Consider the following 18,376-nt stretch of genomic DNA (forward strand, 5'->3'; position numbering starts at 1 on the left):
ATCAATTGTCGATCATGTAGGTCGCTCTAAGCCTAAAAATTGACCAAATTTTTAGGCTAAAAAAATAATAAAAGGCTAATGTTTCAAAAAAACTGTGTTTTTCACCTTATTTGTGCAATGAAAGTGTGTTTTGCACCATTAAGTACATATGCAATCAATTTTTTATTTGTGCAATCTTTAGCCCATCAGTGATAAGTTTTGGTCGATAAGAAGAGTAGGTAACAATGTTTATTTAACGACGGAGAAGATATGCATACATCTGAGCTGGAACGCTGGCGAAAACGTTTAGACAAGGAGGTCAGCCAGCCAGCTTATCGTCTGGTCGCTGAATTGATTGCTGAAGATATCGGTAGTGGTCGGCTGCAGCCCCGCGAGCGACTGCCCCCGCTGAGAGAACTGGCGGGGGCTTTGAGTATCAATTACACGACGGCGGCGCGTGCCTATAACGAAGCTAAGCTGCGAGGCTTGATTGACTCGCATCCGGGCTCGGGCACTTTTATTAAAGGTAAGGCAGTGTCAGTGAAGCCGAGCAGTGGTTATGAGATGACCATGAACCTAATGATTGAGCCCGCTATACCGACGTTGATTGAACGAGTACGCGATAGCGCTATCTCGGTGTTGGCCCAGCGTGATCTTTACTCACTGCTGCGTTATCAAACCTTTGGTGGCAGCCATCATGACCGTGTGGCTGCGCTCCAATGGCTGGATCGGCGGCTGGACAACACGACACTGGAACAGGTCTTGATATGCCCCGGTATTCACAGCGGCCTGGTTGGGCTACTGATGCAGTTGGTAGCCCCAGGTCAGCTAATTTGTGTCGAAAGCCTGGTCTACCCCGGCCTAAAGGCTATTGCGGCCCAGCTCGGGCTGACCCTGCATTCATTGGAGCGTGACTCCGATGGCCCTCTTGTTCGCTCCTTCGAGGATATCTGTAAGCAGGGTCAAGTGGCCGTTTTGTACATTAATCCCACCATCCAAAACCCCACGACGACGACTATTCCCTTGGGGCGTCGTGAAGCTTTGGCCGATGTTGCCTTGCGCTATAGCATCCCGATTATTGAAGATGATGCTTACACCATGCTCAGCGAAGAGAAGATCGTCCCTATTGCTAACTTGGCCCCTGAGCTCACTTACTATCTGACGGGGACTGCCAAGTGTTTTGGCCCCGGTTTGCGATCAGGATTCCTACACGCCCCCACCAAGCGACAGGCGCAGAGAACCGCTGGGGCGCTTCGAGCCACCTCGGTGATGTCCAGCCCGCTGATTGACGCCCTGGTCACTGAGTGGATAACCGATGGGACGGCAGATGCCATGCTTAAAGCGATCCGTATCGAGGCCATTGCCCGCCTTGAAATAGCCGAGAAGATTCTGGGACGTCAGCGCATCGTGTCTGCCAAAGGTGCTTTCCACCTATGGCTCAAGCTGCCCAAGCACTCTGGCTGGAACCCTTCAGAGCTGGCGGTGCAATTACGTTCACATGGCGTTAGTGCGGTTGCCAGCGCTGCTTTTAGTACCGACAACCATCCCCCTGAAGCTCTGCGCTTGTGCTTCGGTGGTCAACTGACAAGAGAGGACTGGGAGGAAAGGCTGCATTATGTGGCGGATATCATCGACCAGCCTGCCTATCTGTCATCTCTGACGATGTAACCTTGGTCAACTGTCCTCGTGACGGTTTGGTATTGATTAGCCAGACGAATAGTAAAAGCAGTTTAACGCCCATTATCTTCGGCGATAAGTGGCTAGGGGTTCTTATCTCCTTATTTTAATGCACGCTGTGGAGCACTACCACGGTTGCGATCCGTCGTCTGATCCGGCTTTTTTGAGGCTTTCTGAGCCTGTACTTGTCAGCTGTGCATAGGCATAGTCCTTAAGTTAGTTTGAACGCTAACAAAGCAATTTATCGCCTAGCTGGTTCGGTTTTGTTTAGGAGGTGCCCGTTAATATGTTGATATATATTGTCTTTTTGATGATCTTTGTGGGCGTGACCGCAGCTCTGTATCAGGTGTATGAAATTCATTACAACATCAACGTCGGCAACGATAAAAAGTTGTCGAAGGCTGATAAAAGCCACTTACAAGCGCTTTCTGACCAAGCCAAAACCGCCACGCAAACCCATGCCCGGCCAGACTTTGATCAAGCGGCAGCCAATGCCTTGAGCCCTAATCTCGATCGGGATATCGCACTGAAGGCTTTTGCTGAAGAGGAAAAAGGCGTCTACGCGATTCCTTTGTTGCGGCGTAAAGCGCGGTTGTGCTTTAACGGCGATAGCAGTGCGAATGTAAACAGCGTAAAAGTGCGTCACTTGCTGTTTTGGAAAACAACGCTGCCGCGTACCAATATACGCGCAGCGTTGATTACACTGGTCATTTTGAACTGTTTCTTGGTTCAGCTACTGGCTGCCATGAGTGTTTATACGCTGGGTTATCCAGTCTCGACACCTTGGCTGGCTTGGTTAAACGACCCCATGGCAGTAATGCTGCTGATTTATGCCTTTATCTTTGCTTCACTGCTTATTACGAAGTTTGATAGATATATGCACGACCTCTATCAACTCGGCAAGCTGTTTAAGAAAAAAGCTGTTTAGCCGTCGGTGCAGCGCGCAATCTCATTAGCCAGTTGTTCCAGCAACGCATCGTAAAGGCCAGCATCCAGCGTCAGACCCACGCCCAAGGGATCCATGACGCCGATATAAGCAGACGTATCGCCAAAGACATTATTAACCATCTGCGGATTGAACTGAGGTTCACTAAACACGCACTGGATATTTTCGTCATTCACCAGCGTCTGCAGTTCCTCAATACGCGCCGGGCTGGGTGACGATGCGTCGCCGATGGAAATGGCCCCTGCCGCTTGGACGTTAAAGGCCTCCTCGAAATACTGGTAAGCATCATGGAAAACAATAAAGCGTGTGTCGGCGCTGTTGGCCAAACGATCCTGAATATGTTCCTGAAGGCTGGTTAAGTCCTCTTTCCCCTGGGCGGCGTTGTCGCGATAGTACGCTGCGTTATCAGGGTCGATCTCACTTAACTGTTCGGCGATGGCATCCAGCCAACGGCGTGCATTGTCAGGATCCAGCCAGGCATGGGGGTTCATGCCGGTATGGCTGTGATTATGGCCGTGGTGGTCATGATCGTGCCCACTTTCGTCATGGCTGKCTGCATGGCTGTCTTCATGATGGKGGTGTTCGKGATCGCCATGATCATGCTTATTGTGGTCGTGGTCGTGGTCGTGGTCGTGGTCGTGGTCATGGTGCTCGTGACCGTGTTCATCCCCATTGTTGAGCGCAAAGGTCGCGCCTTCGCGGTATTCCAATGTCGTCGTTCCGGGCTCATCCAATAGCTCAAGGTGGCGTGCATCACCCGCCAGGTTGTCAATGGGGCCTGATAGCCAGGGCGTCAGCGCGTCGCTTACCCATACCACCAGATCCGCATCATCGAGGGATTGTGCTTCGGAAGGCCGTAGCGAATAACCATGCGGCGAAGCACCAGGCTGGATAAACAGCTCAGGATCGCCGCGATCCCCCATCACCTTAGCGACAAGCGAATACACCGGCGGAATATCCACCGCAACATGCGGCACTTCTGCGGCGGCAACCAGCGGGAAAGCCGCTAATAGCGGCCAAGACAAACGAGCTAAACGGTTATTCATCAGGGTTCTCCTCATCATCAACTATGGCTTTTCTGGGTTCGAACATAGGCATCGACACTCGCCTATGCGAGATAGACATGTTATAACATAACAAATACAGAAAAGACGACCTTCAATTATGCGGCTTKCTCAGCCTCCTGATCGCGATGCGATTCTGAACGTTCGCCAACTGAACGTTCGTTTCGGCGGACAGCATATCCTCGAGAACATCAATCTCGATTTATATCGGCAACAGGTGGTGACCCTGATTGGCCCTAATGGCTCKGGGAAATCCACACTAGTGAAAACGCTGATCGGTGCGGTAACGCCCACCTCCGGCCAGGTGACCATCGCCCCGCAGCAGCGCATCGGTTATGTGCCCCAGCGGCTTCACCTGGATCCTACCTTGCCCATGACGGTCAAGCGTTTTATCAACTTGCCCCGTCGCCTCCCCCATCGCAGTGTGCAAAAGGCGCTGGAAGATGCCGGCGCCGAGGCATTGATCAAGGCGGCAATGAGCGAGCTATCGGGCGGCCAGTTCCAACGCGTGCTGTTAGCCCGGGCGCTGCTGGCAAAACCCGATATTCTGATTCTCGATGAAGCGACACAAGGGCTTGATCACCGAGGTACCGCTGAGTTCTACCAGCATATCGAAAGCGTGCGCCGCAGCTACGGCTGCGCTGTACTGATGGKCAGCCACGACCTCCATGTCGTGATGCGTACCGCCGACCATGTGCTGTGCCTGAATCGCGTTATCTGTTGCGAGGGCAAGCCCGAGCAGGTGGCCTCATCGCCGGACTATCAGGCGCTGTTTGGCGATCAGACCGCCCAGACCTTAGCCCTTTACCGCCATCAGCACGAGGAGGCCGCCAATGCTGGATGATTTTATGTGGCGGGCGATGATCGCCGGTGTATTAGTGGCCATGGCCGCCGCCCCGTTAGGGTGTTTCGTGGTGTGGCGGCGTATGGCCTACTTCGGCGATGCGACCGCCCACGCCGCCATTCTGGGGGTGGCGTTAGCGCTGCTATTGAACGTCTCTATCTTCTTAGGCGTGCTGACGGTTGCCCTGGTGATGGCGAGCTGTGTGTCAATGCTCAGTGGGCGGGGCTATGCCATGGATACCCTGCTCGGGGTAATGGCGCACTCGGCCCTGGCCATCGGCCTGGTGGCGGTGTCGTTTCTTTCTGGGGTGCGCATCGACCTAAACGCCTATTTGTTTGGCGATATTCTGGCCGTCGGGAAAACGGATATCTGGATTATCGGCGGCGGTGTAGCGCTGGTGCTGACGCTGCTTTTCTGGCGCTGGTCATCGTTATTGACCGCGACGTTAAGTGACGAGCTTGCCTATGCCAGCGGCATCCAACCCCGGCGCGAACAGCTGGTTCTCACCCTGGCGCTTGCAGTGGTCGTCGCCGTGGCGTTGAAAGTCGTGGGCGTGCTGCTGATTGCCGCCTTGCTGATCATCCCGGCGGCCACCGCCCGGCCTTTTTGCCGCACGCCAGAAGCTATGGCGATTCTGGCCGCGGGGATTGCCATGCTGGCGGTGACGGCAGGGCTTAGAACCGCCTATGTGATGGATACGCCGACCGGCCCGACGATTGTCATGCTAGCCGCTGTGCTGTTCACCCTGGCCACGGTTGTGACCCAAGGCTGGCGCTTGTTGCGTCAGCGCCTCCAGCCCGCGTCCTGTCATTCCGGTAAATAGCGCGGTGGTTGCAAGGGCTGCGTTCGCTCACCGCTCACGTCTATCCCAAGAGGTAACGAAATGACTGTTTCAACCCTGCCTGATGTAGCCAGCCAAACCGCCCGCTCACCGGCTGCTTTGACCTGGGTGGGCATGGAGGGCATCGCACTCCCCATCCGCCTAGGCAGCCGCAGTGTGACGGCCACGCTCAATGCAGGGGTTAGCCTGGATGACGCTGATGCACGGGGAATCCATATGTCCCGGCTGTATTTGGCGCTGGCACCGCTTGAAGAAGCACCGCTGACACTTCAAGCGGTTAAGGACATATTGAACGCATTTTTAACCAGCCAAGATGGCTTATCGCAGCATGCTTATCTCAGCATCGAAGGCGAGCTTCCGCTTAAGCGGCAAGCCTTGATCAGCCCTTTAGCCGGGTGGAAAAGTTACCCCTTCACCTTGCGCTGCCAATTAACGCCCGCTGGCTTTCAGGCTGAACTCGACCTTACAGTGGGCTATTCGTCCACCTGCCCCTGCTCGGCGGCACTGGCAAGGCAACTGATTCAGCAGGCCTTTGAGGAAGATTTTGCGGAAATTCCGTTAACAAAGACGGCGGTATCTGCGTGGCTAGGCAGCGAAGAAGGGATACTCGCAACGCCCCATAGTCAGCGCAGCAGTGTCGAATGCAGTTTGCGTTTATCTGAAAGCGAAAACGGAGAATGGCCCCTCGCGGATTCGATAGAAAACTCGATTGACCGTATCGAGAGGGCACTCGGTACCGCGCTACAAACCGCAGTAAAACGTATCGATGAACAGGCCTTTGCCCTCGCCAATGGACAAAACCTGATGTTCTGTGAAGACGCGGCAAGGCGGCTGGATAAAGCACTACGGCAAGCGCCGGGGGTGTCAGGGTTTCAGCTTAAGGTTGTGCATGCTGAAAGCCTGCACGCCCATGACGCAGTGGCGCGCAGTGAGTGGAATTGGTGAGCGTGTGTGGGCTCGCCTAGCGCACTGAAGGCTAAACGATTATTGGCCTTCCCTTCAGTGCTTGTTTAGGATCACTAGCGGATCTCAATAACAAAATAGCGAGCCGTTCTCATGAAGCCAGAAACCATTGCTCTTCACCATGGCTATTCGCCTGATTCACAAAACGCCGTGGCGGTGCCGATTCATCAAACCACGTCGTTTTCGTTCGATAACGCGCAGCACGCGGCGGATCTGTTTGATCTTAAAGTGGAAGGAAACATTTACTCGCGCATTATGAACCCGACCTGCGCCGTGTTGGAGCAGCGGGTAGCCGCGTTGGAAGGCGGTATCGCCGGGCTAGCGGTGGCATCGGGAATGGCGGCGATTACCTATGCGATCCAGACCATTGCCGAAGCGGGTGATAACATTGTCTCGATCAGCGAGCTGTATGGCGGTACCTACAACCYGTTTGCCCACACCTTGCCGCGCCAAGGCATTCAGGTGCGTTTTGCCGATAAAGACGATATTGATGGCATCGAAGCGCTGATCGATGAGCGTACCAAAGCGGTTTTCTGCGAAAGCATTGGTAACCCCTCGGGTGGCGTGGTCGACCTAGCAAAGCTCGCCGAAGCGGCGCATCGTCATGGGGTGCCGGTAATAGTCGATAACACCACGGCGACGCCGTTCTTATGTCGGCCGATTGAGCACGGGGCGGATATTGTCGTCCACTCGGCGACCAAATATATCGGCGGCCACGGCACCACGGTGGGCGGAGTGATTGTTGATTCGGGCACCTTTCCCTGGGCCGAGAATGCCAGCCGTTTTCCGCTGCTCAATGAGCCTGATGTCTCCTATCACGGTGTGAGCTATACCCGTGATGTGGGCGATGCGGCCTTTATTGCCCGTGCCCGAGTGGTGCCACTMCGCAACATGGGGGCGGCGCTCTCTGCCCAGGCGGCCTGGAACCTGCTGCAGGGGTTGGAAACGCTGTCACTACGGATTGAGCGTATCTGTGCCAATGCCTTAGCGGTTGCCAAGCATCTGGAAAGCCATCCGTTGGTCACTTGGGTGCACTATGCTGGCTTGGAAAACCATCCCGATCATGCGCTGGCCCAGCGTTATATGAACGGCCATGCCTCGGGAATTCTTAGTTTTGGCATTGAAGGTGGGCAGGCCGCTGGTGAGCGCTTCTACGATGCGCTGGCGCTGATTCTCCGCCTGGTGAATATCGGCGATGCCAAAAGCTGTTCTTCCATTCCCGCCTCTACTACGCACCGCCAACTCAACGAGCAGGAACTAAAAGCCGCTGGTGTCACGCCGGATATGGTGCGCCTATCGATCGGCATCGAGCATATCGACGATCTGCTGGCGGATATTGATCAAGCGCTGGCGGCCTCTCAAGGGTAGTCTGTTTCGCCCCCGCCATCTCAATGCCATAAAAGCCAAGAGACGGCGGGGGCTAACTATCAAACGCCTTTGGACGCTGCCAGGGTATACAAAAACTCTAAACCCAGCGTTGCGGCGGCAAGTGAAGTAATGTCGCCGTGGTCATAGGCGGGGTTCACTTCCACCACGTCCATGCCAACYAAMTCCATGCCCACCATGCCGCGAATGACTTTTAGCATCAGGTCAGTAGACATACCGCCGCACACCGGTGTGCCGGTGCCTGGGGCGTAGGCGGGGTCGAGGCCGTCAATATCCAAGGTAACGTAGGCCGGGTGATAACCCACGCGGGCACGAATGCGCTCAAGCACGGCCGCGGCACCGTGGTCATTGACCCAGTCCGCATCCAATACCTCGTAAGGGTGGTTGTGGCGGTCATAGCTGGTGCGAATACCAATTTGCAGCGAGTGCTCGGGTACTACCAAGCCTTCCTTTAAAGCGTGGTGAAAAATGGTGCCGTGGTCAAAGCGGGTGCCTTGCTCGTAGGTGTCTGTGTGGGCGTCGAAATGGATCAGCGCCAGCGGGCCGTGCTCTCGGGCGTGGGCGCGCAGCAGTGGCAGGCTAATGTAGTGGTCGCCGCCCAGGGTAAGCATCTTTTTACCCGCTTTTAACCAGCGGTTGGCGTGGGTTTCCAGGTTATCGACCAGGCTTTCGGGCTCGCCATAGGCGTAATCAACGTTGCCCGCATCGCAAACCTTGAGACGGTCTTCCAAGGCGAAGTCCCATGGCCAGCGTTTGCCTTCCCAGATCAGGTTAGCGGTACTTTGACGAATAGCATTCGGCCCCATACGGGTGCCGGAACGACCTGAGCAGGCTAAATCAAAAGGAACGCCACTCACCACAACGTCGGCGTCGGTTGCCTTGGGATCCGTTGCTTTTGCTACGCCCATAAAGGTAGAAATCACATCGCCATAAAGACTGGGCATGGTTTGTGCAGACATAGCTTGTGGGTGGGTCACCGGTGTGCTTCTCCTTAGAGTGCTGGATTAACGCTGATAGTCGCTGGTGGGCGAATGAGAGGCAGACAATAAGCAATTTCTAGTAATAGATTAAATGAATGTTTAGAATTTAATCATTCGTGGTATGAATGATGAGAAGCTATGCGCTCGCTACGCCATTTCGACCTGAACTTGCTGCTGGTATTTGAGGCGCTGATGCGCGAGCGTCACGTTACTCGCGCGGCAGAAACGCTGCATTTAAGCCAACCCGCCTTGAGCCATGCCTTAAAACGGCTGCGTGAATCGTTGGATGATCCGCTACTAGTGCGTACCGAAAACGGTATGCAGCCGACACCCCGGGCACTCGCGCTGCTGCCCGTGGTGCAACAGGCGCTAGCGATGCTGCGACAAGGTCTTGCGCCCCCCGCAATGTTTACCCCTGCCAACAGCACGCGCCGTTTTACACTCGCCACCACGGATTACTTTGAAGAGGTCATGTACCCGCTCTTTTTAAGTCAGCTGTTGGCTTATGCGCCGGGCATTAGTTTTTCCATTGAACTTATAMCCCCGGACGTACTGAATGAGGGTCTGGAGCAGCGCCAAATTGATATGGTGGTAGGGTTGGATAGCCAAAGCGCGCTGCCCAGTGGCGTGATTCAGACTCCCTGGATGGATGAAGAACTGGTCTGCCTGGCTGCTACCCACAATGATCGCGTGGGCGATGTGCTAAATATTGGTCAGTTTGCGGATGCGCTCCATGTGGAGCTGGCGGATATTAGCGGCCTGCGCCCCAGTAATATCGATAGCTGTCTTGTTCAACACGGCTTAACCCGCGGGGTCATCTCTAAAAACCTCAACTATATCGCTGCAGCGCGGGTGGTGGCGCTGACGGAAGCGATCATGACGCTCCCACGTCAAATGGCTGAACGGTTCGTTGCTATGCTGCCGGTGCGTTTGGTGGAGCCGCCTAAAGAGCTTCCGGCGCTGAAAATGACCCTGATTCAGCATGGGCTCTATGCCAATGATCCTGCTAACAGGTGGCTCTACCAGGTGCTTACTGAGTTTGCTAACGACTTTAGACGTTAAGGGAACCATCATGCACACTAATGGATGTTGTAATTAAACAACGCTGTTGTATCAAAGGTTGAATAGTATCTGGCAGCCACCCCGTTAGATCCTAGACTGCTATTAAGGCGTTATCACGGACGCCGCTAAAGGTGCAGGGCCCATTGAGCAACTGCGGCACTGCAATAAGGTTAAGCAAGGGAGAACAAGAGTGAAAATAGGCGCACCGAAAGAGAGTGCCCGGGGGGAAGCGCGTGTCGCGCTGACCCCTGAGAGCGCTAAGCAGATCCAAAAACTGGGCCACGAATGCTTGGTAGAAACCGGCGCTGGTTTAGCGGCGGGTTTTAATGACGACACTTATCGTGATGCGGGCGTTACCGTAGTAGACAGCGCCGATGCGCTCTGGAACGACGCTGATGTGGTCATTAAAGYCCGCGAGCCCTCAGATGAAGAGGCCGAGCGCCTGCGCAAAGGGCAAACATTGATCGCTTTCTTCTGGCCGGCGCAAAACGAAGCGCTGCTGGAGAAGTGTAAGTCCCAGGGCGCCACCGTTATTGCCATGGATATGGTGCCGCGTATTTCCCGGGCCCAGAAAATGGATGCGCTCTCCTCCATGGCCAATATCGCGGGCTACCGCGCGGTGATTGAGGCGGGCAACAACTTTGGCCGCTTCTTTACCGGCCAGGTAACCGCTGCCGGTAAGGTGCCCCCCGCCAAGGTATTGGTGATTGGCGCTGGCGTGGCGGGTTTGGCGGCGATCGGCACGGCCACCAGCTTGGGCGCCGTAGTGCGCGCCTTTGACGTGCGCCCCGAGGTCTCTGAACAAATCGAATCCATGGGCGCGGAGTTTCTGTTCCTCGATTTCGAAGATAGCCAGGACGGTTCCGAAAGCGGTGGCTATGCCTCGCCCTCAAGCCCGGAGTTCCGCGAGAAACAGCTGGAGTGCTTCCGCGAGCAGGCAGCCGATGTGGATATCGTGATTACCACGGCGCTGATTCCTGGCCGTCCCGCGCCCAAACTGTGGCTGGAAGATATGGTTGCGGCGATGAAGCCTGGTTCGGTGGTGATCGACTTAGCCGCCGAGAAGGGCGGCAACTGCGATCTGACCAAGCCTGACGAGCGGGTAGTATCGGATAACGGCGTTGTGGTGGTTGGCTACACTGACTTCCCTTCGCGCATGGCCACCCAGTCATCGCTGCTTTACGCCACCAATATCCGCCATATGCTGACCGACCTAACGCCTGAGAAAGAGGGCGTTATCAATCACAATATGGAAGACGATGTGATTCGTGGCGCCACGGTGMCTCACCAGGGMGAAATAACCTTCCCGCCACCGCCGCCTAAAGTCAAAGCGATTGCTGCCGCTCAGCCGAAGAAGAAAGAGAAGGCGCCCACGCCAGAGGAGAAAAAAGCCACTGACCTGGCCACCTTCAAAGCGCAAACCAAACGCCAAGTGGGGCTGTTGGCCGCCGGTGGCGCGCTGATGCTGCTATTGGGGCAAGTGGCGCCGGTGTCGTTTATGCAGCACTTTATTGTCTTTGTGTTGGCCTGCTTTATCGGCTTCCAGGTGATCTGGAACGTAAGCCACTCGCTACATACACCGCTTATGGCGGTGACCAACGCAATCTCGGGCATCATTATTTTGGGGGCGATTCTGCAGATTGGCTCCGGCAGCGCCGTAGTGGGCGTGCTGGCGGCGATCTCGGTGCTTATCGCATCAATCAATATCGTGGGTGGCTTCCTGGTGACACGCCGGATGCTGGCCATGTTCCAAAAATCATAAGCGGCGGAGAGACGATATGTTAGGTCAAGGATTCGTATCTGCCGCGGCGATCGCGGCAAGCGTACTGTTTATTCTGTCGCTAGGCGGCTTGAGTAACCAGGAAAAAGCCAAGCGGGCCGTCTGGTACGGCATCGTGGGTATGGCGTTGGCAGTATTTTTTACCTCCTTAGGGCCGGGTATTGGCGGCTACTGGTGGTTAATTCCGATGATGGTGATTGGTGCTGGCATCGGCGTCTATGTGGCGGGCAAGGTCGAGATGACCGAAATGCCTCAGCTAGTGGCTGCGCTGCACAGTTTTGTCGGCTTGGCCGCGGTGTTTGTCGCCTGGAGCGCCGATTTAGAGCGCCGCCGTGTGCTGGCGGCACAAGCGGCCGATGGCGTTATGCAGGAGTTTTCTGCGTTTGCCGCGCTGGTCGCCACCAAGGCGCCTGACGAGCTCACCTTTCTGCAGATTGAAGTAGTGTTCGCTATCTTTATCGGTGCAGTGACCTTCACTGGTTCGGTGGTGGCGTTCGGTAAGCTGGCCGGTAAAGTGGATGGCAAACCTCGCCAACTGCCCGGTGGGCATATGCTTAATGCCGGAGCGGCGGTGCTGTCACTGCTGTTAGCAATCTTGTACCTCAATGGCGCGGGCTTCTGGACGCTGATTGTGCTCGCAGCGCTGTCGTTCTTTATCGGTTACCACCTGATTATGGGCATTGGCGGTGCCGATATGCCGGTAGTGGTATCGATGCTCAACAGCTACTCCGGCTGGGCAGCCGCCGCTATCGGCTTCACGCTCTCTAATGATCTGCTGATTGTCACCGGTGCGCTGGTAGGCTCCTCCGGCGCAATTCTCTCTTACATCATGTGTAAGGCGATGAACCGCAACTTCGTCAATGTGATTCTAGGCGGCTTTGGCGGCAGCCAAGGGCCTGCGGCCGAGATTGAAGGCGAGCAGGTGGCTATTGACGCCGGTGGTGTAGCGAGCGCTCTGAACGATGCCGACAGCGTCATCATCGTGCCGGGCTACGGCATGGCGGTGGCCCAGGCGCAAACCGCGGTGAGCGACTTGGTGCGTAAATTGCGCGCTGCCGGTAAAACCGTGCGTTTCGGTATCCACCCAGTCGCGGGCCGCTTGCCAGGGCATATGAACGTGCTGCTGGCGGAGGCCAAGGTGCCTTACGATATCGTGCTGGAAATGGATGAAATCAATGACGACTTCCCTACTACCGACGTGGTCATCGTGATTGGCTCCAACGACATCGTTAACCCCGCGGCTGAGGAAGATCCCAATAGCCCCATCGCCGGTATGCCGGTATTGAAGGTGTGGGAGGCGAAACAGGTGTTTGTCAGCAAACGCGGTCAGGGTACCGGTTACTCCGGTATCGAAAACCCGCTGTTCTTCAAAGACAACACGCGCATGTTTTATGGCGATGCACGGGATAGCCTGAATACACTGCTGCCGTTGATTGATTAGGCCTTTGCAACTTAGCTATACGCTAGGTTACTACTAGCCATTCACTACTGAGCCCGCGAGCAATCGCGGGCTTTTTAGTTTCTGTGCAGGGCACTGCTACTCCTGCTATGGTCGAATACCACCTTATGTGTTGAGCAATCGCTACTATGAATCAACGGCCCAATCCCCGAGTGCTACTGCGCTTGCTGGGTTTACTGCGCCCCTACCGCACGCGGCTAGCCCTTGCTGGCTTAGCGCTACTTATGGCCTCGGGAAGCGTGCTCCTGCTGGGGAATGGATTGCGTCTAGTCATCGACAGAGGCTTTCTCGCTGCTGATCAGCAGGCGTTGGCCCAAACACTGGGTTTAATGCTAGCCGTCGTCACGGTGCTGGCGTTTGCCTCCGCACTGCGCTACTACCAAGTTACCTGGATTGGCGAGCGCTTGGCCGCCGACCTGCGCCAGCGGGTGTTTGATCATTTACTCACCTTGGAGCCAAGCTTTTTCGAGAGCGCAAGCGATGGTCGAGCCGCCGGAGAGATCGCATCACGCCTGACGGCGGACACCAGCGTACTACAGAGCCTGTTTGGCTCCTCGGTATCGCTGGCGCTGCGAAATCTGTTCATGCTGGTGGGCGCCGTGGTGCTCATGCTGGTGACCCAACCGTGGCTCTCGGCGATGGTACTGATAGGTATCCCCGCCACTCTGCTACCTATCGTGTGGTACGGCCGCCGGGTGCGGCGGCTTTCGCGTACCAGTCAGGATCGCGTGGCCGAACTGGGACGCTATGCTGAGGAGGCGCTGAGCGGTATCAAAACGCTCCAGGCATTTACCCACGAGGCGGTGGATAAAAGCCACTATGGCCAGCGAGTTGAACAGGCCTTTGGCAGCGCCGTAGAGCGCACCCAGCAGCGCGCCTGGTTAACCGGTGTCGCTATGCTAGTGGTGTTTACGGCGGTTGGCTTAATGCTCTGGCAGGGCGGTCAGGCGGTGCTAGACGGCACCATGAGCGCGGGTGAGCTATCGGCGTTTATCTTTTACGCCGTGCTGGCAGCAGGGGCAATTGCTACCCTGGCCGAGGTGGCCGGGGATGTACAGCGTGCGGCAGGAGCGGCGGAGCGCTTATTGGAGCTGCTCGATACCCAGCCCGCTATCCAGTCGCCGGTAAATCCGCAGAGTTTGCTAAGCCCTTCGCGTGGTGAGATTACCCTGGAGAATGTCACGTTTACCTACCCCGGCCGGGAAACCCCAGCGCTTGAAGGGTTTGATCTGCATATTAAGCCGGGAGAACGAGTGGCTGTGGTGGGGCCTTCCGGGGCAGGTAAAAGCACTTTGTTGGCGCTGCTGCTACGCTTTTATGACCCCAGCCAGGGACGCATTACCTTGGATGATAGGGATGTCCGTGCGCTAGATCTTGCCGCCTTACGCAGGGCCATGGGGTTGGTGTCGCAAGAGCCGGTGCTGTTTAGCGGCTCGGTGGCCGAGAATCTACGCTACGGAGACCCCGAGGCTGATATCGATAGATTACGCATTGCCGCCCAGGACGCCAGCGCCCTCGACTTTATCGACGCGCTCCCTCAAGGCTTTGATACGCCCCTAGGCCCCGGTGGGGTGCAGCTCTCCGGTGGCCAGCGTCAGCGGCTCGCTATTGCCCGAGCACTGCTCAAAAATCCTGCGGTACTGCTATTGGATGAAGCCACCAGCGCCTTGGATGCAGAAAGTGAGCGGCTGGTGCAGCAGGCGCTGGATCGACTGATGGTTGGGCGCACCAGCATCGTGATCGCCCATCGGCTGGCGACTGTCATCGCCGCTGACCGCTTACTGGTGCTTGAGGGTGGGAAACTGGTAGCGGCGGGCACTCACGCGGAATTGCTCACCACCAGCGCGCTCTATCGTCATTTAGCCGCGTTGCAGTTTGGCGGTGAAACGTTATAAAACGGTTCTTTTAACTATGGGAATACCTATGTCGAGCTTCTTTCAGCGCCTTAACGCCGTTAATGCCCCTTCGATTGGCCTGGGCTGCATGAACCTCTCCCACGGTTACGGCAGCATGGTGCCGGAAAGCGCAGCCCTACGGGCGCTGGATGAGGCCTTTGATATGGGCTATCGCCACTTTGATACCGCCACGCTGTATGGCGCCACGGCCAATGAAAGTGTGGTTGGGCGAGCTTTGGAGGGTAAGCGGCATCAGCTCTTTCTGGCCAGTAAATGCGGCATGGCGATGGATCCTGAGTCAGGCAAGCGGGTCATTGATGGTCGCCCGGAAACCCTGCGCAAGCAGTGCGAAGCGAGCCTTGCACGCCTGCGTACCGACCATTTAGATCTCTACTACCTGCACCGCTTGGATCGCCAAGTCCCCATTGAAGAGAGCGTGGGTGCGCTGGGGCGTCTGGTGGAAGAAGGCAAAATCGGTGGCGTGGGGCTCTCTGAAATTTCTGCGCTAACGCTGCGCCGCGCGGTCGCCGAATATCCCATTGCCGCGGTGCAGTCGGAATACTCGCTGTGGACGCGCAATCCTGAAATTGCGTTGATTCATGCGTGTCGAGAATTGGATGTTGCTCTGGTAGCGTTTAGTCCGCTGGGGCGAGGTTTCTTAACTGGCGCTATCAAAGACCCGGCGCGCCTAGAAGAGGGCGATATGCGCCGACATATGCCGCGCTTTAGTGCCGAGAACTACCCACACAACCTAACGCTATTTGCCCGCCTGGTGGCGCTGGCGCAGGCCTTAAGCGTCACGCCAGGGCAACTGGCACTGGCGTGGTTGATGGCTCAAGGGGAGGATATTATCCCTATTCCAGGTACCCGCTCGCCTGAACATATGCGCGAGAACTTAGCAGCGGAAACGCTGCACCTTGATGTCACCAGCTTGTCTCAGTTGAATGCCATGATGACGCCAGACCAAGTGGCAGGCGCCCGCTACAGCGAGGCCCAGCAGGTAGATATCGACACCGAAGAATTTTAACCACTGTAGCGCTAGCAGACTGCCGATGTATAAAAGCTATTAGATCGGTCACTAAAAGCAAATTGTGCCTATGAAGGATCTGCTTTAAAACAGTACCAAGTGAGTGAAGCGCCCTTTCCCTGCACAGCAGGCAGAGCGATGGCACTATCGTAAGGGCGCTCACCGTCAGTTGACTTGGTAGCTTAAGATGAGTGCAACCAAGACAAAAGCAAAAAAGGGAGAGAGCTATGAGTGGTAAATGTCCTGTAATGCATGGTGGTAATACCTCCACGGGCACGTCGAACAAAGACTGGTGGCCGGAAGGGATCAACCTGGATATCTTGCACCAGCATGACCGCAAAACAAACCCGATGGATACTGATTTCGACTATCGGGAAGAGGTCAGAAAGCTTGATTTTGACGCGCTCAAGCAAGACGTCCATGCGCTGATGACCGACAGCCAAGCCTGGTGGCCTGCCGATTGGGGTCACTACGGTGGTTTGATGATCCGTATGGCGTGGCACTCCGCGGGTACTTATCGTCTTGCTGACGGCCGTGGTGGCGGTGGTACCGGTAGCCAGCGTTTTGCACCGCTCAACTCCTGGCCCGATAACGTCAGCCTGGATAAAGCGCGTCGCCTGCTGTGGCCGATCAAGAAAAAGTACGGCAACAAAATTAGCTGGGCTGACCTGATGATTCTGGCAGGTACCGTTGCCTATGAATCCATGGGGCTACCCGCTTATGGCTTCTCCTTTGGTCGCGAAGATATTTGGCACCCGGAAAAAGACATCTACTGGGGCGATGAGAAAGAGTGGTTGGCGCCTTCTGACGAGCGCTACGGTGACGTTAAAAATGCCGAAACCATGGAAAACCCGTTAGCCGCCGTACAGATGGGGCTTATCTACGTTAACCCCGAAGGCGTTAACGGTGTCCCTGACCCGCTGCTGACGGCTCAGCATGTACGCGAAACCTTCGCACGCATGGCCATGAACGACGAAGAAACGGCTGCGCTAACCGCCGGTGGACACACCGTGGGTAAGTGTCACGGTAACGGCGACGCGGCTGCGCTGGCTGCTGAACCAGAAGCCTCTGACGTTGAAAATCAGGGCTTCGGTTGGGGCAACCCCACCATGGGTGGCAAAGCGAGCAATGCGGTGACATCCGGCATTGAAGGCGCCTGGACCACCAATCCGACTCAGTTCGACATGGGCTATTTCGACCTGCTGTTTGGACACGAGTGGGAGCTGCGCAAGAGCCCCGCAGGCGCTCACCAGTGGGAGCCGGTGAACATTAAGGAAGAGGACAAGCCGGTTGACGCTAGTGACCCCTCTATCCGTCACAATCCGATCATGACCGATGCGGATATGGCCATGAAAATGGATCCGACCTATCGCGCCATTTGTGAAAAATTCATGGCGGATCCGGAGTACTTCAAGCAAACCTTCGCCAAGGCGTGGTTCAAACTGACCCACCGTGATTTAGGCCCGAAAGCGCGCTACATCGGCCCGGAAGTGCCTGCTGAAGACCTGATCTGGCAGGATCCCATTCCGGCTGGCAGCACCGACTACAGCGAAGAAGTCGTTAAGCAGAAAATCGCCGAGGCCGGCCTGAGCATCAGTGACATGGTCAGCACCGCCTGGGACAGTGCCCGCACTTACCGCGGCTCTGACATGCGCGGCGGTGCCAACGGTGCCCGCATTCGTTTAGCGCCTCAGAAGGATTGGGAAGGCAACGAGCCTGCGCGTCTCTCCAGCGTATTAGCAGTGTACGAGAAGATTTCTGCTGACACCGGCGCTAGCCTTGCCGACGTGATCGTTCTGGCCGGTAGTTTCGCCATTGAGAAAGCCGCCAAAGCCGCAGGCTACGACGTTCGCGTACCTTTCCTGAAAGGGCGTGGTGATGCTTCTGCTGAAATGACCGATGGCGAATCGTTCGAGCCGCTAGAGCCGCTGGCTGACGGTTTCCGTAACTGGCAGAAGAAAGACTATGTGGTGAAGCCGGAAGAGCTGKTGCTGGATCGCGCTCAACTGATGGGGCTGACCGGGCCGGAAATGGTCGTGCTACTGGGTGGTATGCGTGTGCTCGGTACTAACTACGGTGGCACCAAGCACGGCGTATTCACAGACCGCGAAGGCCAGTTGACCAACGACTTCTTCGTTAACTTGACCGATATGGGCAACAGCTGGAAGCCGGTGGGCAAAAATGCCTATGAGATCCGCGACCGTCAAACAGATGCTGTGAAGTGGACGGCTACCCGCGTTGACCTGGTGTTCGGTTCTAACTCGCTGCTGCGCTCCTACGCGGAGGTCTACGCCCAGGATGATAACGACGAGAAATTTGTCAAAGACTTCGTCGCCGCCTGGACGAAAGTGATGAACGCGGATCGCTTTGACGTCGCCTAATTACCAAGCGTTTTAGTTCTTGTAAGTAAGCCTGCATCTTCGGATGCAGGCTTTTTTTTATTAGGCTCTCACTAAAAGGCCTGAGTCCGGTG

The 18,376-nt window shown here is 56.0% G+C and carries 14 protein-coding genes; 12 read left to right on the forward strand and 2 right to left on the reverse strand.

Features of this window, described 5'->3' with window-relative positions; all coding sequences use genetic code 11:
- Nucleotides 1–249: 249 nt before the first annotated feature.
- Both HALO_RS02505 and HALO_RS02510 read left to right on the forward strand, forming a co-directional pair.
- Nucleotides 250–1,647: an aminotransferase-like domain-containing protein gene (locus tag HALO_RS02505; RefSeq protein WP_022521499.1), complete on the forward strand. Its 1,398-nt coding sequence runs from the start codon at nucleotides 250–252 to the stop codon at nucleotides 1,645–1,647.
- Between the two features lie 295 nt (nucleotides 1,648–1,942).
- On the forward strand, nucleotides 1,943–2,584 hold the full coding sequence (locus HALO_RS02510) for a hypothetical protein (RefSeq protein WP_035581369.1): 642 nt from the start codon (nucleotides 1,943–1,945) through the stop codon (nucleotides 2,582–2,584).
- Here HALO_RS02510 and HALO_RS02515 read toward each other — a convergent pair.
- Entirely contained in the window at nucleotides 2,581–3,648 is a 1,068-nt protein-coding gene (locus HALO_RS02515; RefSeq protein WP_050712983.1) for a zinc ABC transporter substrate-binding protein, read from the reverse strand. The genes HALO_RS02510 and HALO_RS02515 overlap by 4 nt on opposite strands.
- A gap of 118 nt (nucleotides 3,649–3,766) precedes the next feature.
- Between HALO_RS02515 and HALO_RS02520 the strand changes: the two genes are divergently transcribed.
- From HALO_RS02520 to HALO_RS02535, 4 genes are all read left to right on the forward strand, one after another.
- Nucleotides 3,767–4,510, forward strand: coding sequence for a metal ABC transporter ATP-binding protein (locus tag HALO_RS02520; RefSeq protein ID WP_050712984.1), 744 nt, complete (start codon nucleotides 3,767–3,769; stop codon nucleotides 4,508–4,510).
- The gene (locus tag HALO_RS02525) at nucleotides 4,500–5,333 is read left to right on the forward strand and encodes a metal ABC transporter permease (protein WP_035581362.1); all 834 of its coding nucleotides are present in this window, start codon (nucleotides 4,500–4,502) and stop codon (nucleotides 5,331–5,333) included. The genes HALO_RS02520 and HALO_RS02525 overlap by 11 nt, the downstream gene beginning before the upstream one ends.
- Nucleotides 5,334–5,393: 60 nt before the next feature.
- Entirely contained in the window at nucleotides 5,394–6,296 is a 903-nt protein-coding gene (gene folE2, locus HALO_RS02530; protein ID WP_035581359.1) for a GTP cyclohydrolase FolE2, read from the forward strand.
- A gap of 111 nt (nucleotides 6,297–6,407) precedes the next feature.
- Nucleotides 6,408–7,682 (forward strand): O-acetylhomoserine aminocarboxypropyltransferase/cysteine synthase family protein, encoded by a 1,275-nt coding sequence (locus HALO_RS02535; protein ID WP_050712985.1) that lies wholly within the window; start codon nucleotides 6,408–6,410, stop codon nucleotides 7,680–7,682.
- A 59-nt stretch (nucleotides 7,683–7,741) separates the two neighbouring features.
- Here the strand turns inward: HALO_RS02535 and speB are convergent, their stop codons facing one another.
- Complete coding sequence (gene speB / locus HALO_RS02540) at nucleotides 7,742–8,644, reverse strand: agmatinase (RefSeq protein ID WP_050714115.1); 903 nt, start codon at nucleotides 8,642–8,644, stop codon at nucleotides 7,742–7,744.
- A 174-nt stretch (nucleotides 8,645–8,818) separates the two neighbouring features.
- Between speB and HALO_RS02545 the strand changes: the two genes are divergently transcribed.
- The 6 genes from HALO_RS02545 (at nucleotide 8,819) to katG (ending at nucleotide 18,284) form a co-directional block, all read left to right on the forward strand.
- Nucleotides 8,819–9,742: a LysR family transcriptional regulator gene (locus tag HALO_RS02545; RefSeq protein ID WP_050712986.1), complete on the forward strand. Its 924-nt coding sequence runs from the start codon at nucleotides 8,819–8,821 to the stop codon at nucleotides 9,740–9,742.
- Nucleotides 9,743–9,932: 190 nt separating this feature from the next.
- Nucleotides 9,933–11,504 carry a Re/Si-specific NAD(P)(+) transhydrogenase subunit alpha gene (locus tag HALO_RS02550; RefSeq protein WP_050712987.1) on the forward strand — a complete coding sequence of 524 codons (1,572 nt, stop codon included), beginning with the start codon at nucleotides 9,933–9,935 and terminating at the stop codon, nucleotides 11,502–11,504.
- A gap of 16 nt (nucleotides 11,505–11,520) precedes the next feature.
- Nucleotides 11,521–12,963, forward strand: coding sequence for an NAD(P)(+) transhydrogenase (Re/Si-specific) subunit beta (locus HALO_RS02555; RefSeq protein ID WP_035581351.1), 1,443 nt, complete (start codon nucleotides 11,521–11,523; stop codon nucleotides 12,961–12,963).
- 146 nt (nucleotides 12,964–13,109) lie between these two features.
- A complete protein-coding gene (locus tag HALO_RS02560) occupies nucleotides 13,110–14,876 on the forward strand; it encodes an ABC transporter transmembrane domain-containing protein (protein ID WP_035581350.1) in 1,767 nt (588 codons plus the stop codon).
- Nucleotides 14,877–14,904: 28 nt separating this feature from the next.
- Nucleotides 14,905–15,903, forward strand: coding sequence for an aldo/keto reductase (locus tag HALO_RS02565; protein WP_035581348.1), 999 nt, complete (start codon nucleotides 14,905–14,907; stop codon nucleotides 15,901–15,903).
- Nucleotides 15,904–16,130: 227 nt separating this feature from the next.
- Complete coding sequence (gene katG, locus HALO_RS02570) at nucleotides 16,131–18,284, forward strand: catalase/peroxidase HPI (RefSeq protein WP_050712988.1); 2,154 nt, start codon at nucleotides 16,131–16,133, stop codon at nucleotides 18,282–18,284.
- Nucleotides 18,285–18,376: the final 92 nt, after the last annotated feature.

It is taken from the genome of Halomonas sp. R57-5, assembly GCF_900070345.1.
Lineage (GTDB): Bacteria > Pseudomonadota > Gammaproteobacteria > Pseudomonadales > Halomonadaceae > Vreelandella > Vreelandella ventosae_B.